The organism is Stappia sp. MMSF_3263 (genome assembly GCF_030733745.1).
Taxonomy (GTDB): domain Bacteria; phylum Pseudomonadota; class Alphaproteobacteria; order Rhizobiales; family Stappiaceae; genus Stappia.
In genome coordinates this window covers 348045-363346 of record NZ_JASHIK010000001.1, presented here as the reverse complement: position 1 = coordinate 363346, position 15302 = coordinate 348045, and the positions used below count along the sequence as shown (strand labels likewise).

16 protein-coding genes and 1 riboswitch are annotated in these 15302 nt (G+C 65.6%); of the genes, 6 read left to right on the top strand and 10 right to left on the bottom strand.

What is annotated here, in order from left to right; genetic code table 11:
* Window positions 1-160 precede the first annotated feature (160 nt).
* A complete protein-coding gene (locus RBB46_RS01725; RefSeq protein WP_306027110.1) occupies window positions 161-709 on the top strand; it encodes a 2OG-Fe(II) oxygenase in 549 nt (182 codons plus the stop codon).
* A gap of 19 nt (window positions 710-728) precedes the next feature.
* On the opposite strand, the gene RBB46_RS01720 is transcribed toward RBB46_RS01725, so the two are convergent.
* Complete coding sequence (locus tag RBB46_RS01720) at window positions 729-2267, bottom strand: AMP nucleosidase (protein ID WP_306027108.1); 1539 nt, start codon at window positions 2265-2267, stop codon at window positions 729-731.
* A 381-nt stretch (window positions 2268-2648) separates the two neighbouring features.
* Here RBB46_RS01720 and RBB46_RS01715 point away from each other — a divergent pair, with 381 nt between their 5' ends.
* Window positions 2649-3809, top strand: a complete 1161-nt coding sequence (locus RBB46_RS01715) for a site-specific DNA-methyltransferase (RefSeq protein WP_306027107.1) — start codon at window positions 2649-2651, stop codon at window positions 3807-3809.
* A gap of 104 nt (window positions 3810-3913) precedes the next feature.
* Here the strand turns inward: RBB46_RS01715 and RBB46_RS01710 are convergent, their stop codons facing one another.
* The 9 genes from RBB46_RS01710 to RBB46_RS01670 form a co-directional block, all read right to left on the bottom strand.
* Window positions 3914-4498, bottom strand: coding sequence for a hemerythrin domain-containing protein (locus RBB46_RS01710; RefSeq protein ID WP_306027106.1), 585 nt, complete (start codon window positions 4496-4498; stop codon window positions 3914-3916).
* Entirely contained in the window at window positions 4495-5208 is a 714-nt protein-coding gene (locus RBB46_RS01705) for a cysteine hydrolase (protein ID WP_306027105.1), read from the bottom strand. Before RBB46_RS01705 ends, RBB46_RS01710 begins: the two co-directional genes overlap by 4 nt.
* 15 nt (window positions 5209-5223) lie before the next feature.
* Complete coding sequence (locus RBB46_RS01700) at window positions 5224-5694, bottom strand: MarR family winged helix-turn-helix transcriptional regulator (RefSeq protein ID WP_306027104.1); 471 nt, start codon at window positions 5692-5694, stop codon at window positions 5224-5226.
* 145 nt (window positions 5695-5839) lie between these two features.
* Window positions 5840-7432 carry an aminomethyl-transferring glycine dehydrogenase subunit GcvPB gene (gcvPB, locus tag RBB46_RS01695; RefSeq protein ID WP_306027103.1) on the bottom strand — a complete coding sequence of 531 codons (1593 nt, stop codon included), beginning with the start codon at window positions 7430-7432 and terminating at the stop codon, window positions 5840-5842.
* Window positions 7429-8775, bottom strand: coding sequence for an aminomethyl-transferring glycine dehydrogenase subunit GcvPA (gene gcvPA / locus RBB46_RS01690; RefSeq protein WP_306027102.1), 1347 nt, complete (start codon window positions 8773-8775; stop codon window positions 7429-7431). Before gcvPA ends, gcvPB begins: the two co-directional genes overlap by 4 nt.
* 1 nt (window position 8776) lies before the next feature.
* Entirely contained in the window at window positions 8777-9274 is a 498-nt protein-coding gene (locus tag RBB46_RS01685) for an OsmC family protein (RefSeq protein WP_306027101.1), read from the bottom strand.
* A gap of 5 nt (window positions 9275-9279) precedes the next feature.
* Window positions 9280-9651: a glycine cleavage system protein GcvH gene (gcvH, locus tag RBB46_RS01680; RefSeq protein WP_306027100.1), complete on the bottom strand. Its 372-nt coding sequence runs from the start codon at window positions 9649-9651 to the stop codon at window positions 9280-9282.
* 70 nt (window positions 9652-9721) lie between these two features.
* On the bottom strand, window positions 9722-10864 hold the full coding sequence (gene gcvT / locus RBB46_RS01675; RefSeq protein WP_306027099.1) for a glycine cleavage system aminomethyltransferase GcvT: 1143 nt from the start codon (window positions 10862-10864) through the stop codon (window positions 9722-9724).
* Between the two features lie 194 nt (window positions 10865-11058).
* Window positions 11059-11151, bottom strand: a riboswitch (glycine riboswitch).
* A gap of 125 nt (window positions 11152-11276) precedes the next feature.
* A complete protein-coding gene (locus RBB46_RS01670) occupies window positions 11277-11885 on the bottom strand; it encodes a hypothetical protein (RefSeq protein WP_306027098.1) in 609 nt (202 codons plus the stop codon).
* Window positions 11886-12132: 247 nt separating this feature from the next.
* Between RBB46_RS01670 and ispH the strand changes: the two genes are divergently transcribed.
* From ispH to rnhA, 4 genes are read left to right on the top strand one after another with little or no spacing between them, the layout of a single operon-like run.
* Window positions 12133-13155 (top strand): 4-hydroxy-3-methylbut-2-enyl diphosphate reductase, encoded by a 1023-nt coding sequence (gene ispH / locus RBB46_RS01665; RefSeq protein ID WP_306027097.1) that lies wholly within the window; start codon window positions 12133-12135, stop codon window positions 13153-13155.
* 21 nt (window positions 13156-13176) lie between these two features.
* Window positions 13177-13809, top strand: a complete 633-nt coding sequence (locus RBB46_RS01660; protein WP_306027096.1) for a LysE family translocator — start codon at window positions 13177-13179, stop codon at window positions 13807-13809.
* Between the two features lie 51 nt (window positions 13810-13860).
* The gene (gene thrB, locus RBB46_RS01655) at window positions 13861-14826 is read left to right on the top strand and encodes a homoserine kinase (protein ID WP_306027095.1); all 966 of its coding nucleotides are present in this window, start codon (window positions 13861-13863) and stop codon (window positions 14824-14826) included.
* Window positions 14827-14846: 20 nt separating this feature from the next.
* Window positions 14847-15278, top strand: coding sequence for a ribonuclease HI (gene rnhA / locus RBB46_RS01650; protein WP_306027341.1), 432 nt, complete (start codon window positions 14847-14849; stop codon window positions 15276-15278).
* Window positions 15279-15302 lie beyond the last annotated feature (24 nt).

Sequence of the window (15302 nt, the reverse complement as noted above, 5' to 3'; positions counted from 1 at the left end):
CCAGCGGCCACATGCAAGGGCCTGCGGACCCGTTCGCGCAACCGGCGCCATCCGACCGCATCAAAGCCGTTGCGCTTTGCCGCAAACTGCCGCATAGACGCGCGCCCCGGGTCGCAAGATTTCAAAGGCATGCCCTCAAGCCGTTGCGGAGACTTCGGCCATGTTCACGCATTCCATTCCAGCTCTTTTCTCGACCCGCGAGGCGGCGGAGATCATTCGTCTGGCCGAGGACGCCCAGTCGACCGCAGGCGGCCTTGTCGGCGGGTTGCATCACCACAACATCCGCCGCGCCGAGATCACCTGGCTCGACGACACGGGAAGCGCCGCCTGGGTGATGGAGCGCGTCGTCGAGGCGGTGGCAAAGGCCAATCGCGAGCATTTCGACTTCGCCATCACCGACTTCAGCGAAAGGCTGCAGGTCGCCTCCTATGACGAGAGCATCGCCGGTCACTATGACTGGCACTCCGACATCGGCGACGGCCCGATCGCGCAAAGGCGCAAGCTGACGATCGTCGCGCAGTTGAGTGATCCGGGCGGCTATGCCGGGGGCGAGTTGCAGATCAACCTGGGGGGCGCGGTGCAGACGGCAGAGCGCGGCAAGGGCGATGCCACGCTGTTTGCCTCCTTCATGCTGCACCGCGTCGCGCCGGTCACGCACGGACGGCGCCATTCCCTGACCTGCTGGTGCCACGGTCCGGCCTTCCGCTGAAGCCGGCGTGCGACCGTGCCTACTGGAACGCGGTCTCGGCGAAGGAGCGAAGCTTGCGCGAATGGAGCCTCTCGCGCGGCATCGCCCGCAGCTTCTCCATGCTGAGGATGCCGATCTTCAGGTGCTGGGAGACCTGGCGCTTGTAGAAATCCGTCGCCATGCCGGGCAGCTTCAGTTCGCCATGCAGCGGCTTGTCGGAAACGCAGAGCAGGGTTCCGTAAGGCACGCGGAAGCGAAATCCGTTGGCGGCAATGGTCGCGGATTCCATGTCGAGCGCGATTGCCCGCGACTGCGAGAAGCGCTGCACCGGCTCGCGGTGGTCGCGCAGTTCCCAGTTGCGGTTGTCGATGGAGGCGACAGTGCCGGTGCGCATCACCCGTTTCAGCTCGTAGCCGGCATAGCCGGTCACTTCCTCCACCGCCTTTTCCAACGCCACCTGGACCTCGGCGAGCGGCGGTATCGGCACCCAGGCGGGAAGGTCCGCGTCGAGCACATGGTCCTCGCGCACATAGCCGTGGGCAAGCACGTAGTCGCCAAGTTTCTGACTGTTGCGAAGGCCGGCGCAGTGCCCCAGCATCAGCCAGGCATGCGGGCGAAGCACCGCCACATGATCGGTGATCGTCTTGGCGTTGGAAGGGCCCACGCCAATGTTGATCATGGAGATCCCCGACTGGCCCGCGCGGGCCAGATGGTAGGCCGGCATCTGCGGGAGGCGCATCAAACGGTCGCCATCGGCGGGTTCGGGTTCTCCCGCCCGCGTCACCACATTGCCCGGCTCGACGAAATGGGTGTAGCCGCTCTGCGGATCGGCGAGCAGTTCCTTCGCCAGACGGCAGAACTCGTCCATGTAGAACTGATAGTTGGTCAGGATCACGTAGTTCTGGAAATGCTCGGCCGCCGTCGCGGTGTAGTGCTGCAGGCGGTGCAGCGAATAGTCGACGCGCGGCGCGGTGAAAGGCGCCAGCGGGCGCGGCTGCCCCGGCGCGGCTTCGAACGTGCCGTTGACGATGGCATCGTCGAGAACCGAAAGATCCGGCAGATCGAAGACGTCGGCAAGCGGTCGCTGCAGCACGTCGGCCGCGCCCTCCACATGCGTCCCGTCATAGAAGGCGAAATGCAGCGGGATCGGCCGGTCGCTCGTGCCGATCTCGACCGGCACATCGTGATTGCGGATGAGCAGCTCGATCTGTTCCTTCAGATAGTCCGTGAACAGATCGGGCCGGGTCACGGACGTCGAATGCACACCCGGCCCAGAAACGAAGCCATAGGCGAGCCTGCTGTCGACGCGTGAATGGGTCGCGGTGACGATGCGGATCTCAGGATAGCAGGCGCGCACCCGCCCCTCCGGTATGTCCCCGGCAAGGAAGGCCTGGAACGCGTCGCGCAGAAAAGCCGCGTTGTCCTCGAATATCTCCTGAAGGCGGGCAACGGCGGCTTTGGCGTCGGTAAAGGGTTCGAACGGCGCCCGGGGCGGTTGGTGCAACACCCCTTCGGCCCCCGTCGCCTCCGATCCCGTGCCTTCCGGTCCCGTGCCGGTCTGAGCGGATTCGATACCCATTCAATTGCCTTTCTTTTCTCGTTCTTGTTCTGGCGACCCAGTATGAAATTTTTTTCGTTCTCCGAAAAGTTTTTTCCCTCCGCCTGTCGTCAGGGCATCACCATGCCCGGAAATTAACACTCTCAAGTGACGAAAGATGGCATTTTGCAAGGCGCGGCCCGCGTGCCCAGGAATTCGGCAACGCCGTCAGGCCGTTAGGCAAAATCTGCCGGCAACCCTCCTGCGCCCCCTTGTTAACGAAGCGAAGCAGGCATCGGCGGACGCTCCGAAATGGTAAACATAGTATTGATTCAAATAAGCTTTTTTGTTTCGTCCCTTAACCGCTGATTTACCAAGCCCGGTAACCATGATGCTCGTAATTGCGTGAGGTTCTGCGTCGCAATGAGTGTACAGCGTATCGGGGTGCCCGCCGTGGCACCCCACCCTTCCCGAGCCCTTCCTGCCACGCCCGGCACCGCCCCGAGCGCCGCCTGGCTTGACACCATCCTCAAGGGGGATTGTGTCGCCGCGCTGGAGAGGTTGCCCAAGGACTCCGTGGACCTTGTCTTCGCGGATCCCCCCTACAATCTCCAGCTTGGCGGCGACCTGCACCGGCCCGACCAGTCGAAGGTCGATGCCTGCGACGACCACTGGGACCAGTTCGCCAGCTTCGAGGCCTATGACGCCTTTACCCGTGCCTGGCTGATGGCCGTGCGCCGGGTGTTGAAGCCGAATGGCGGGTTGTGGGTGATCGGCTCCTATCACAACATCTTCCGCGTCGGCAGCATTCTCCAGGATCTCGGCTTCTGGATCCTGAACGACGTCGTCTGGCTGAAGTCCAACCCGATGCCGAACTTTCGCGGCAAGCGTTTCACCAATGCGCATGAAACGATGATCTGGGCCTCTCCGTCGAAGGACGCAAAATACACGTTCAACTACGAAGCCCTGAAGACCTTCAACGACGACCTCCAGATGCGCTCGGACTGGCACCTGCCGATCTGCACCGGCGCGGAGCGGCTGAAGGACGGCGAGGGACAGAAGGTTCACCCGACGCAGAAGCCGGAAAGCCTGCTCTACCGGGTGCTTCTCGCCTCGTCCAATCCCGGCGACGTGGTTCTGGACCCCTTCTTCGGCACCGGCACGACGGGTGCCGTCGCCAAGCGCCTTGGCCGCCATTTCGTCGGCGTCGAACGCGAGCAGGACTATATCGATGCCGCGCGTGCGCGTATCGACGCGGTGGTCCCGACGGAAGAGGCGGCCCTAGGGGTCAGCCAGAGCAAGCGCTCGGCGCCGCGCGTGCCCTTCGGCAACCTGCTGGAGGTCGGCCTGCTCGACCCCGGCGCGCGGCTCACCTGCCCGAAGGGCCGGCATGTGGCCACAGTCCGGGCCGACGGGTCGCTTGCCTGTGGCCCGCACAACGGCTCCATTCACAAGGTCGGTGCCCTGGTCCAGGGGCTCGACGCCTGCAACGGCTGGACGTTCTGGCATGTCGAGGCGAACGGAAACCGGCGCCCGATCGACACGCTGCGAGACGCCTTCCGCAAGGCCCAGGCTGCGGCCTAAGCCGTTTACCGACTTTCCAGAGCGCTTCCCCGCGCAAGATTGCCGCCCCCGCCCGGACAGACCGGCCGGGGGCGGTTTCGTTTCGGCCGCTGCGCGCGAACCGGTCAGCCGACCCCGAGTTCCGCCTCGCCGCGCTCCAGAACGAGCGGCACGATCAGGTCCTCCTCATCCTCCAGGTGTCGCATGAGGCCGGAAATCAGCCGGTCACTGTCCGCAGCGTAGTGATCCGCCGCCCGTCGAATGCGATCCCGGTCGCCGTCGCCAAGCAGGCCGAGCAACTCGTTGGCCCGCGTGACAACCGTCCCGATACGTTCGTGGATCAGTTCGTGATCACCTTCCAGGATCTCGAAACCGCGCACGAGCCGCGTTTCCGCCGCCATGAAGACCGGGAAATAGTGGCGATCCTCGATCATGTGATGGTGATGCAACTCGCCCAGGAAATGCTGCAAGCGCGGCGCCAGGAAGCCGCCGAAGCGCTCCGCCGCGATCTCGCCCTCGCGGAAGCTCTCGAGCGCCTGTGAGAGCGTTTCCCCAAGCGTTCGAAACCCGTCGTGGCGCGACAGCCAGAACTGCATCAGGCCGCCAAGATTGTCGTGGGTTTCCCAGGTATCGCGGGGATGCTGCTCAAGGAGGAAACGCAATTCGCCGGGCAGGCCGGCACGGCTGTCGAGATCGGCACTGTCCGTCATCGGTATCCGCTGCTTTCAAGGGACATGTTTCGCCCAAGATGGGGCATCCGGCGCTCCATGCAAGGCGCAAACCGCACTTCGCGCGCGGCAAGCACCGCCTTCTCACGCAGCCAGCGTCGAGGGTCCGCGGTCAGCGATCCGGCCTCGTCGATCTCGACAGCATAGCCGCGATTGCGCGCTCCATGAGCGGTCTGGGCAACACAGTGGGCAAGGTCGAGCCCGGCGAGGCGGAGCCGCCCGACGCCCGCCTCGTCCAGCAGCCACTCCAGCTCCCGGTTCGAAAAGCCGTCGCCGACATGCTTGACAAGCACATGGGCACCCTGGGTGTCGAGTGCCCGATCGATGCGCTGGCCCGCACGCCCCGGATTGCCGGCGCCGCCAAGCAGCAGACTGGCGACGAGCCGCACCGGCCAATCGCGGAACTGCTGCCGCAGGAAGATCACCGGCGAGCCTTCCTCGTGCGCGGCATGGATCAGATCGTTCACACGGGAAAGCGCGTCATCACGCGCGCCCGTGTCGAAGGCGCGCTTTCCCAGCGCTCGGGTGAAGTCTTCCTGCATGTCGATGACAAGAAGAGCCCGACCCGGCCGCGCCGCGATATCGATCAAAGACCCGGTCGTGGGCCGCGCCAACCGCCGCGCCGTGGCGCTGAAGATCAGAAAAAGCCCGATGAGAACGGCGACAAGCAGTCCGGCCAAGGCAAACCACATGAACCTTCTCCTTCGTCAACCGAAAGGCCCGGGCCGATCGGGATCGTCCTCGTATGCTGCGAAATGGGCGAGACAGGCGGAGAGCACCCGTGCGGCCGCCTCGACATCGCCGGCGTCAATATCCAAGGCCAACGGCGCGAGGAATGCCTGCTCGCGCGCCCGGATCCGTTCGAAGAACGCCGTGCCCTTGTCCGTCAGAGCAGCGACGGGCGAGCGGCGATGGGCCGGATTGGGGTGCTTGGCGACAAGGCCGGCAGCCAGCAATTCGTCCATCCATTTCTGCACGTTCTGGCGCGGCAGGAAGAGCGCGCGACCCGCTTGAGGAACGGTGGCCGGCCCGCCTTCGGCCAGACAGGCCAGAACCGCACGCGCGCCAACGCCGATCCCCGCCCCCTCCAGATGCGATGCAACCGACCGCGCCACGCGCCGATGCAGCGGCCGGATTGTCTGGAGCAGATCATAGAGCGCGATGTCGGAGGCTGGCATGGCTGTTCCGGAACGACATTTCACATGTCGAAATGACATATAGAATGTCATTGCATCCGGCAAGTCCCGGAATCGGGCATCCACAACGCAAAACGCCCGGCACGGGGCCGGGCGTTCGCATCTTCTGTACGTGCTGGCACGTCGGCTATTCGGCCGCCTGCGGCTGCACGTCGCGCGATGTCGGACGCTCCCACTTGAGCACCGGGCTGCGCGCCGCGCGGGTCTCGTCGAGGCGGCCACGCGGGGCATGGAACGGCGCGCCCTTGAAGCGGCCCGTCTCGCCCTTCTGCGCGCTCATCACGAGGTCACGCATGGTGGCGATGAACAGGTCGAGCGAAGAACGGCTTTCCGATTCCGTCGGCTCGATCAGCATCGCGCCATGGACGACCAGCGGGAAATACATGGTCATCGGGTGATAGCCCTCGTCGATCATCGCCTTGGCAAAGTCGAGCGTGGTGACGCCGGTGTCCTTGAGGAAGCTGTCGTCGAACAGCACCTCGTGCATGCACCAGCGCTGGCCGAAGGGCAGGCTCATCAGGTCCTGCAGGCCGACGCGCACGTAGTTGGCGTTGAGCACCGCGTCTTCCGACGCCTGCTTCAGCCCGTCGGCGCCGTGGCTCTTCATGTAGGCGAGCGCGCGCACATACATGCCCATCTGGCCGTGGAAGGCGGTCATCCGGCCGAACGGCCGCTCACCGTCCTTCAACTCGCTCTCGCTTTCCACCCAGGTGATCCCATCGCCTTCCTTGCGCAGGAAGGGCAAGGGCGCGAAGGGAGCAAGACGTTCGGAGAGCACCACGGGACCGGCACCCGGGCCGCCACCGCCATGCGGTGTGGAGAAGGTCTTGTGCAGGTTGATATGCATGGCGTCGACGCCGAGATCGCCCGGACGGGCCTTGCCGACGATGGCGTTGAAGTTCGCCCCGTCGCAGTAGAAATAGCCGTCGGCGGCGTGGATCGCCTCGGCCATCGCGATGATGTCGCGTTCGAACAACCCGCAGGTGTTGGGGTTGGTCAGCATGATGCCGGCAATGTCGCCTTCATGCTCGGCGATCCGCGCCTTCACCGCCGCCGGATCGACCGTGCCGTCCTCGCGCGCCGCGATGGCGACGACCTTGTAACCGAGGAGCGCCGCCGTTGCCGGATTGGTGCCATGGGCCGATTCCGGGACCAGCACGATCTTCGGGTCACGGCCGGCGGCCGTATGCGCCGCCTTGATCGCCATCATGCCGCAAAGCTCGCCATGGGCGCCGGCCTTCGGGCTCATCGCAACCGCCGACATGCCGGTCATGGTGACCAGCCAATGGGCGAGTTCGGCGATCAGCTCGACCGCGCCGGGCACGGTGGACAGCGGCTGCATCGGATGGATGTCGCCGAAGCCCGGCAGCCGCGCCATCTTCTCGTTGAGGCGCGGGTTGTGCTTCATCGTGCAGGAGCCGAGCGGATAGAGGCCCGCATCGATGGCGTAATTCTTCGACGACAGGCGCACATAATGGCGCATCGCCTCCGGCTCGGTCAGCGCCGGCAGGTCCGGCACCGCCTTGCGGGCATGATTGCCCAGCGCGGGCGCGAAATCCTCCGGCTCGTCGAGATCGACGCCGCACACGTCCATGCGGCCGGTCTCGAACAGCAACGGCTCTTCCATGGCCAGCGCCTTGTTGCCGGTGAAGGTCGGATGCTCGGCCACGCCGCCGGTGTCGACCGGGGCGGAGGGGCGGCCCTGATTGTTCATGCTCATGCCAGCACCTCCTTCAGTGCCGTGACGAAGGCCGCGCGGTCCTCGTGCGAATTGACCTCGCTTGCGGCAACGAGGAGCAGGTTCTCAAGCGCACTCTTGCCCGGCTCGAGACGAGAAACCGGCACGCCGCCCAGAACGCCCTTGTCGGCCAGCGCCTCGACGACGCCATGCGCCGGCTTCGGCAGCTTCACGGTGAACTCGTTGAAGAACGTGTCGTTGACGACGGAGACGCCCGGCACGATCTCGAGCATTCCCTTCAGCTTCACCGCGTTGGCGTGATTGATGCGGGCGAGCTTGGCCAGACCGTTGCCGCCCAGCAGCGTCATGTGGATGGTGAAGGCGAGACAGCAGAGGCCTGAATTGGTGCAGATGTTCGAGGTCGCCTTGTCGCGGCGGATGTGCTGCTCGCGGGTCGACAGCGTCAGCACGAAGCCGCGCTTGCCGTTGGAATCGACCGTCTCGCCGCAAAGCCTGCCCGGCATCTGGCGGATGAACTTCTGCCGGGTGGCGAAGAGACCGACGTAAGGCCCGCCGAAATTGAGGCCGTTGCCGATCGACTGGCCCTCGCCGACGACAATGTCCGCCCCTTGCGCGCCTGGCGATTCGACCAGGCCGAGCGAAACCACCTCGGTGAAGACGGCGATGAGCAGCGCACCGTGGGCATGCGCCTTCTCGGCGATCGGCTTGAGGTCGATCAGGTGGCCGTAGACCGAAGGCGACTGGACGACGACGCAGGAGGTCTCCTCGTCGATGGCCGCGAGAATGTCCTCGGTGCCGGACGGATCGGCGCCAAGCGCCTCGACCCGGTCGCCGGCCATGGAGCTCAGCCCCTCGACCACCTGCCGGTAGTGCGGATGCAGGCCGCCGGAGAGCACCGCCTTGTTGCGGCGGGTCACCCGGTGCGCCATCAGCACTGCCTCGGCCGTGCCGGTGGAGCCGTCATACATGGAGGCGTTGGCGACCTCCATGCCGGTCAGCGCCGCGACCTGGGTCTGGAACTCGAAGAGATACTGCAGAGTGCCCTGCGTCACCTCCGGCTGATAGGGCGTGTAGGAGGTGAGGAACTCCGAGCGCTGGATCAGGTGGTCGACGCTTGCCGGCACATGATGCTTGTAGGCGCCCGCGCCGACGAAGAACGGCACCGAGGAGGCAGCAACGTTCTTGCCGGCCATGCGGCTCATGTCGCGTTCTACGGCGAATTCGCCCTGGCGGCGCGGCAGGTCGAGCAACCCGTCGATGCGGGCGGATTTCGGGATGTCGACGAAGATCTCGTCGATGTCGGAGATCCCGACCCGCGCCAGCATGTCGGTGCGGTCGGTCTCGGACAGCGGCAGATAGCGCATGTCACGCTCCTTGGGAGTTGTCGGCAAGAGTGGCGGGAGAGGCCTCGACCACGATCTCGCTCTTGACGGAATTGGCGATGAAACAGGCCTCGTGCGCCTTTTCGTGCAAGGCGTCGAGCCGGCCGGCATCCGGGAGGCTTGCGCCGGCGAGCACGATCTGCGGGCGCAGCACGACGCGGGTCACGGCCATCTTGCCGGGGGCGACCCGCTCCATGACGCCTTCGGCCTGGTCGCGGTAGCTGTCCACGACCAGGCCGTCGCGGCGGGCCAGATCGAGGAACCACAGCATGTGGCAGGAGGAGATGGCAGCGACGAAAGCCTCTTCCGGGTCGACGGCCGCCTCGACGGAGTGCGGCAACGGGACGACGCTCGGCGAGGCCGAAGCCGGCACGGTGAGCCCGCCGTCGAAGGACCAGTCATGGCCGCGGCTGTACGCATTGGCGGCGAAATCGCCGTCACATCGCCAGATCACGTCGGCCCGGTAGAGATGCTTCGCCATGGCGTTCAAAGCCCTTCGAGATGAGCCTTGTAGGCGGCTTCGTCCATCAGGCCCTCGAGCTGTCCGGCATCGGCGAGGCGGATCTTGACGAACCAGGCTGCCCCTTCCGGGTCCTCATTGACCTTGCCCGGCGCATCGGCCAGCGCGTCATTGGCCTCGACGATCTCGCCATCGAGCGGCGCATAGACTTCCGATGCCGCCTTGACGCTCTCCACGACCGCCGCCTCGTCTCCCTTGGAAACCTTGCGGCCGACCTCGGGCAGTTCCACGAAAACGACGTCGCCAAGCTGTTCCTGGGCATAGGTGGTGATGCCGACGGTGGCGATATCGCCGTCGACGGTGATCCACTCGTGATCTTCGGTGTAACGGGTGCTCATGTCTTTCTGGTCCTCCGGAAGGGCCCTTGTTCTGGCCGGTTCAGGTCAATGCAAATCTTGAAGGCCGCTGTCAGGCGGCCGGTTTGCGGTAATAGCGCTGCTGGACAAAGGGCATGGCCGCCACTTCGGCGTCGAGTTCGCGGCCGCGCACGACAAGCTTCACCTGCGTGCCGGTGGCCGCATGGGCGGCATCGACATAGCCCATTGCAATCGGCGCCCCGAGCGTGGGGGCAAAACCGCCGGATGTGAGCACGCCGATCACCGGGCCATCGGTCGAGCGGATTTCAGCGCCCTCGCGCGCCGGAGCGCGCCCGGCAAGCGTCAGGCCGACGCGCACGCGCCTGGCCCCCTTGGCGAGTTCGGAGAGAATGCGCGTTGCTCCGGGGAAGTCGCCGGCTTCCTTGCGCCGCTTCTGCAGCACGAAGGTGATGCCGCCCTCGACCGGCGAGGTCGTCTCGTCGAGATCGTGACCGTAAAGGCAAAGCCCGGCCTCGAGACGGAGCGAATCGCGGGCGCCCAGACCGACCGGGCCGACGCGCTCATCGGCGAGCAGTGCCCGGGCGAGCGGCTCGGCCGCGCCCGCGGGTACCGAAATCTCGTAGCCGTCCTCGCCCGTATAGCCGGAGCGCGAGACATGCACCTTGATGCCGTCGAATTCCATCTCGGCCGCGCCCATGAAGGCAAGATCTGCTGCGGCCGGCGCGTGCGAGGCCATCACCTCGGCGGCCATCGGCCCCTGCAGCGCCACCAGCGCGCGGTCCTCGATCGGCTCCAGGCGGACATTGCCCGGCAGGCCGGCGGCGATCATGGCGTAGTCGACATCCTTGCGCGAGGCATTGACGACCAGGTAGAGGCGGCCGTCGTTTTCCGCACCCAGCGGGCGGGTCACCATCAGATCGTCGACAATTCCCCCATCGGCATTGAGGAGCACCGTGTAGCGCTGGCGGCCCGGCTTGAGGCCCGCCACGTCGGAAGGAACCATCGTCTCCAGTGCCCGTGCCGTCGTCTCGTGATCCGGACCGACGAGAAAGGCCTGGCCCATGTGCGAGACGTCGAACAGGCCCGCCTTCTCGCGGGTCTGGGCGTGCTCCGCGATGATGCCGGCAGGATATTGCACCGGCATCTCGTAGCCGGCGAACGGCACGAGGCGGGCGCCCAACTCGCGATGCAGGTCTGTCAGCGGTGTTGAAAGAAGCGTCTCGGCATCGGCCATTGCGGTCGTCCTGGCTCTAGAGGGTCTGGTGACGCGAACACGTTTCGTATCCACGCACCCCCTCTGTCCTGACGACCTGAGAGATTTCCCGCCCGGCGCACGGCCCGTGGCCGGCGCCCCCAAAAGAAAGGCGGTTACTCCTTCGGTGAGGACGCGCGCATCTTGCGATGCGTCATCCTGCTTTCCAGAGCGTTGCTCGACCTGCGGTCCTTTTGCCTGAGAGTTTCCGGGGCGGTTGCTCCTTCGGCGCCGACGCCCGTGGCATCGACCTCTCCCGCAGTTCGTCTGGACAGGGCGGGAACGACAATCTGTCGATCCGACCCTGCCGGAGGCGCACAACGTCTACGCCACCAGAAATTCTAACCTTGCGTCGCATTGTCGACAGGCCATGCCGGACTGTCAACACACCTCCCTATTGCCGCCGTTTCGCGCTCGCGTCCAGCGCAATCTGAACCTTGATCGAACGCCCCTGGGGAACAACGAAGTTTTCCTCCACCAGGGCCCACTGTTCGGCGGGCGCTCCGGCCCCGAGCGTGACGGGCACGGTGAGGACGCGCGTCTCGGGCTTGGCCCTGGCGTTGTCCGCGTCGAGATTCTGGTAGGTGACGCGGATCGGCAGAAAAATCTCGCCACCCTGGAAGGCGGGTCCCGGCGTGACGCGCCCAGAAACACCGAGCGTCATCTTCACCTCTCCGCCCTCGCGACGGCACTTGCGTGCCCATTTCTCAAGACTTGCCTGATAAAGAAGCGCGCGCGGATCGTCATCCTTGCCGCGCTGGTAATGCATGACGAAATAGCGGCCGGCCTCGACCTCGAGCGGCGGACAGGGAACGTCCTTGGCGAAGATCGACGGATCGATGTCATCGACAACGGACTTGTCCGCCATATTGCCGGAGATCACCGTCTTGGCGATGCCGTTGCCGACATCCGAAACGTCGCCGCCGCCGCAGCCTGCAAGGGCCAGTCCGAGCGCCAGAGTGGCGACCTTGCCGGAGAGGCGGATCCATTCGGCCTGCTGCATGCCAGTCTTTCCCAGTTCTGATTGTCTCGATGCGCATATCCAGCGCCCGTCTATATCAGGGCCATCGCAGCTTGGCGAGACAAAGGCCGGAAAGCGGACAGCACTACCCGCGCGAAGGTACCCTGCCGCCCTTCCCGCGCCCCTTGACACGCCCTGCCCCCATACCTCTATTGCCGGTAAGGGGCACGATCCCGCTTGCCGGCAATCACTTCACCGGCGCAACGCGGACAGGCAAGGAGGCCCGGGCTTGGCTTCGACATCCCAGGCGAACACCAGATCCCAGGCGAACACCGGCAAGGCGACGCACGCGCGGCCGCCGCTCATCGTGATGCTGTGCGCGCCGCGCGGTTTTTGCGCCGGCGTCGACCGGGCCGTGCAGATCGTCGAGCTGTCGCTCGAGCGCTTCGGCGCACCGGTCTATGTGCGGCACGAGATCGTCCACAACAAGTTCGTGGTGGAAAGCCTGAAGGCCAAGGGCGCCATCTTCGTCGAGGAGCTCGACGAGATCCCCTCGGATCATGTCGACCGGCCGGTGGTGTTTTCCGCGCACGGGGTGCCGAAATCCGTGCCGGCGGACGCGCAGGCGCGCAACATGTTCTACCTCGACGCCACCTGCCCGCTGGTCTCCAAGGTCCACAAGGAAGCGGAGATCCATCACCGGCGCGACAGGGAGATCGTCCTGATCGGCCACGCCGGCCACCCGGAAGTGATCGGCACGATGGGGCAACTGCCGGAAGGCTCGGTCCAGCTGGTGGAGACAGTGGAGGATGCACGCCGTTTTCAGCCGGCCGGCAACCGCGCGCTTGCCTGGATCACCCAGACGACGCTGTCCGTAGACGACACGGCCGAGATCGTCGCCGTGCTGACGGAGCGCTTCCCCGACATCGTGGCGCCGCACAAGGACGACATCTGCTACGCCACCACCAACCGCCAGGAAGCGGTCAAGGCGGTGGCTCCGCAGGTCGACGCGCTGATTGTCGTCGGGGCGCCCAACTCGTCCAACTCGCAGCGCCTGCGCGAGGTGGCGGAGCGCGCCGGCTGCCCCAGGGCAGTTCTCGTCCAGCGGGCGACGGACATCCCCTGGACGGAGCTGGGCCCGCTGGCGCGCCTCGGCATCACCGCCGGCGCCTCCGCACCGGAAGTGCTCGTGGAGGAAATCATCGAGGCCTTCGCCACGCGCTATGACGTGCGCGTCGAAAGCGTCCGCACGGCCGAGGAAACCATCTCCTTCAACCTGCCGCGCGCGCTGCGCGAGGCTGCGGCCGAGTAGGCCGGCGGAAAGGATCACAGGATGGAATGGCTGGGCGTTCTGGGCGCGGTGTTCGCGATCTTCATTCCCGCGCTGATCTTGCCGGGCCCCGATTTCATCGCCGTGGTGCGCTCGTCCATGGCCCATGGCACGCGGCACGGATTGCTGACCACGCTCGGGGTTTCGGCAGGTCTGGGTCTTTATGCAAGCCTGTCACTGCTCGGGCTTTCCGCGGTCCTCATCGAATACCAGTGGCTGGCCTTCGCCCTGCGCGTTCTCGGCGGCCTCTATCTCGCCTATCTCGGGGTCCGTCTCCTGTTCACCCGGCCGGCGCCCATCGAGATCGGCACGGTGGACGGCGCCCAGGGCAAGGCACCTCTCCTCTTCGGGTTTCTCGTGACGCTGACCAATCCCAAGGCCATCGTGCTGTTCACCAGCGTTTTCGCGACGTCGGTCACCGGCGACATGCCCTACTGGGTCATGGGCGCGATGGTCGCGCTTGTGGTGCTGTCGGCAGGCACCTGGTACACGCTCGTCAGCCTGTTCATGTCATCGGCACCCGTCATCCGCCGCTTTTCCCGTGCGAAGCACTGGATAGAGCGGGCCGCGGGCGTCTGCTTCATCGGCATTGGCGGCCGCATCCTCGCCGACAGCCGCACGCCTCTCGCCCCCTGAGGTCCCTCCCGCCCCAGGGCAGTTCGACGTTTCAAGGACACTGACGCAGACATGGCTGTTTACACCGATGTATCCGACGAGGATCTCGCCGAGTTTGTCGCCGGATACGAGATCGGCGGCGTGCTCGCACTGAAGGGCATCGCCGAAGGCGTCGAGAACTCCAACTACCTGCTGCACACCCAGTCGGGCTACTACATCCTGACGCTCTACGAGAAACGGGTGGAACGGGACGACCTGCCGTTCTTCCTCGAGCTGATGCGCCATCTGGCGGCGCGCGGCATCTCCTGCCCGCAGCCGGTCGAGGACCGCTCCGGCTCCATGCTTGGCGAACTCGCCGGCCGGCCGGCCGCGATCATCTCGTTCCTGGACGGCATGTGGGTGCGCCGGCCCAAGCGCGAGCACTGCACCGCCCTTGGCGAGGCGCTCGCCCGCTTTCACCTGGCCGGCGCCGATTTCCCGATGGCGCGGCCGAACACGCTTTCGGTCGAGAACTGGCGGCCGCTGCTCGAAGGCTCTCTCGACCAGGCCGACACGATCGTCGAGGGGTTGGGAACGGAGCTGTCCGCCGAGCTGGACCATCTGGAAAACCGCTGGCCGGAAGGCCTGCCCTCCGGCGTCATCCATGCCGATCTGTTTCCCGACAACGTGTTCTTCCTTGGCGAGGACCTGTCGGGCCTGATCGACTTCTACTTCGCCTGCAACGATGCCTTCGCCTACGACGTTGCGATCTGCCTCAACGCCTGGTGCTTCGAGCCGGACCTTTCCTTCAACGTCACCAAGGCCCGGGCGCTGCTCAACGGCTACCGCTCCGTGCGCGGCTTCACCGACGAGGAGTTCGCCTCGCTGCCGCTGCTGGCGCGCGGCGCGGCCCTGCGCTTCCTGCTGACCCGGCTGCATGACTGGCTGCGCGTGCCGGAAGGCGCGCTGGTGACGCCAAAGGATCCGCGCGAATACCTGAGAAAGCTGCGGTTCCACCAGGGCGTGACAACGGCTTCCGACTACGGGTTGGTCTCGTGACCGCAGAGAAGTCGCAGCGCATTTCCATCCATACCGACGGTGCCTGTTCAGGCAATCCGGGCCCTGGCGGCTGGGGCGCGCTGCTGCGCTTCGGCGCGCATGAACGGGAGCTTTGCGGTGGAGCGGCGGACACGACCAACAACCGGATGGAACTGACCGCCGCGATCGAGGCACTGAACGCCTTGAAGCGCTCCTGCGTGGTCGATCTGCATACCGACAGCACCTATGTGCGCGACGGCATCACCAAGTGGCTTTTCAACTGGAAGCGCAACGACTGGCGCACCGCCGACAAGAAGCCGGTGAAGAACGCCGATCTGTGGCAGGCGCTCGACACGGCGCGCAAGCGGCACGAGGTTGTCTGGCACTGGGTCAAGGGCCATGCCGGCCATGACGACAACGAACGCGCCGACGAACTGGCGCGCAAGGGCATGGCACCTTTCAAGAAGAAATAGGCCCGGCAAGGCACACGGTTCCGC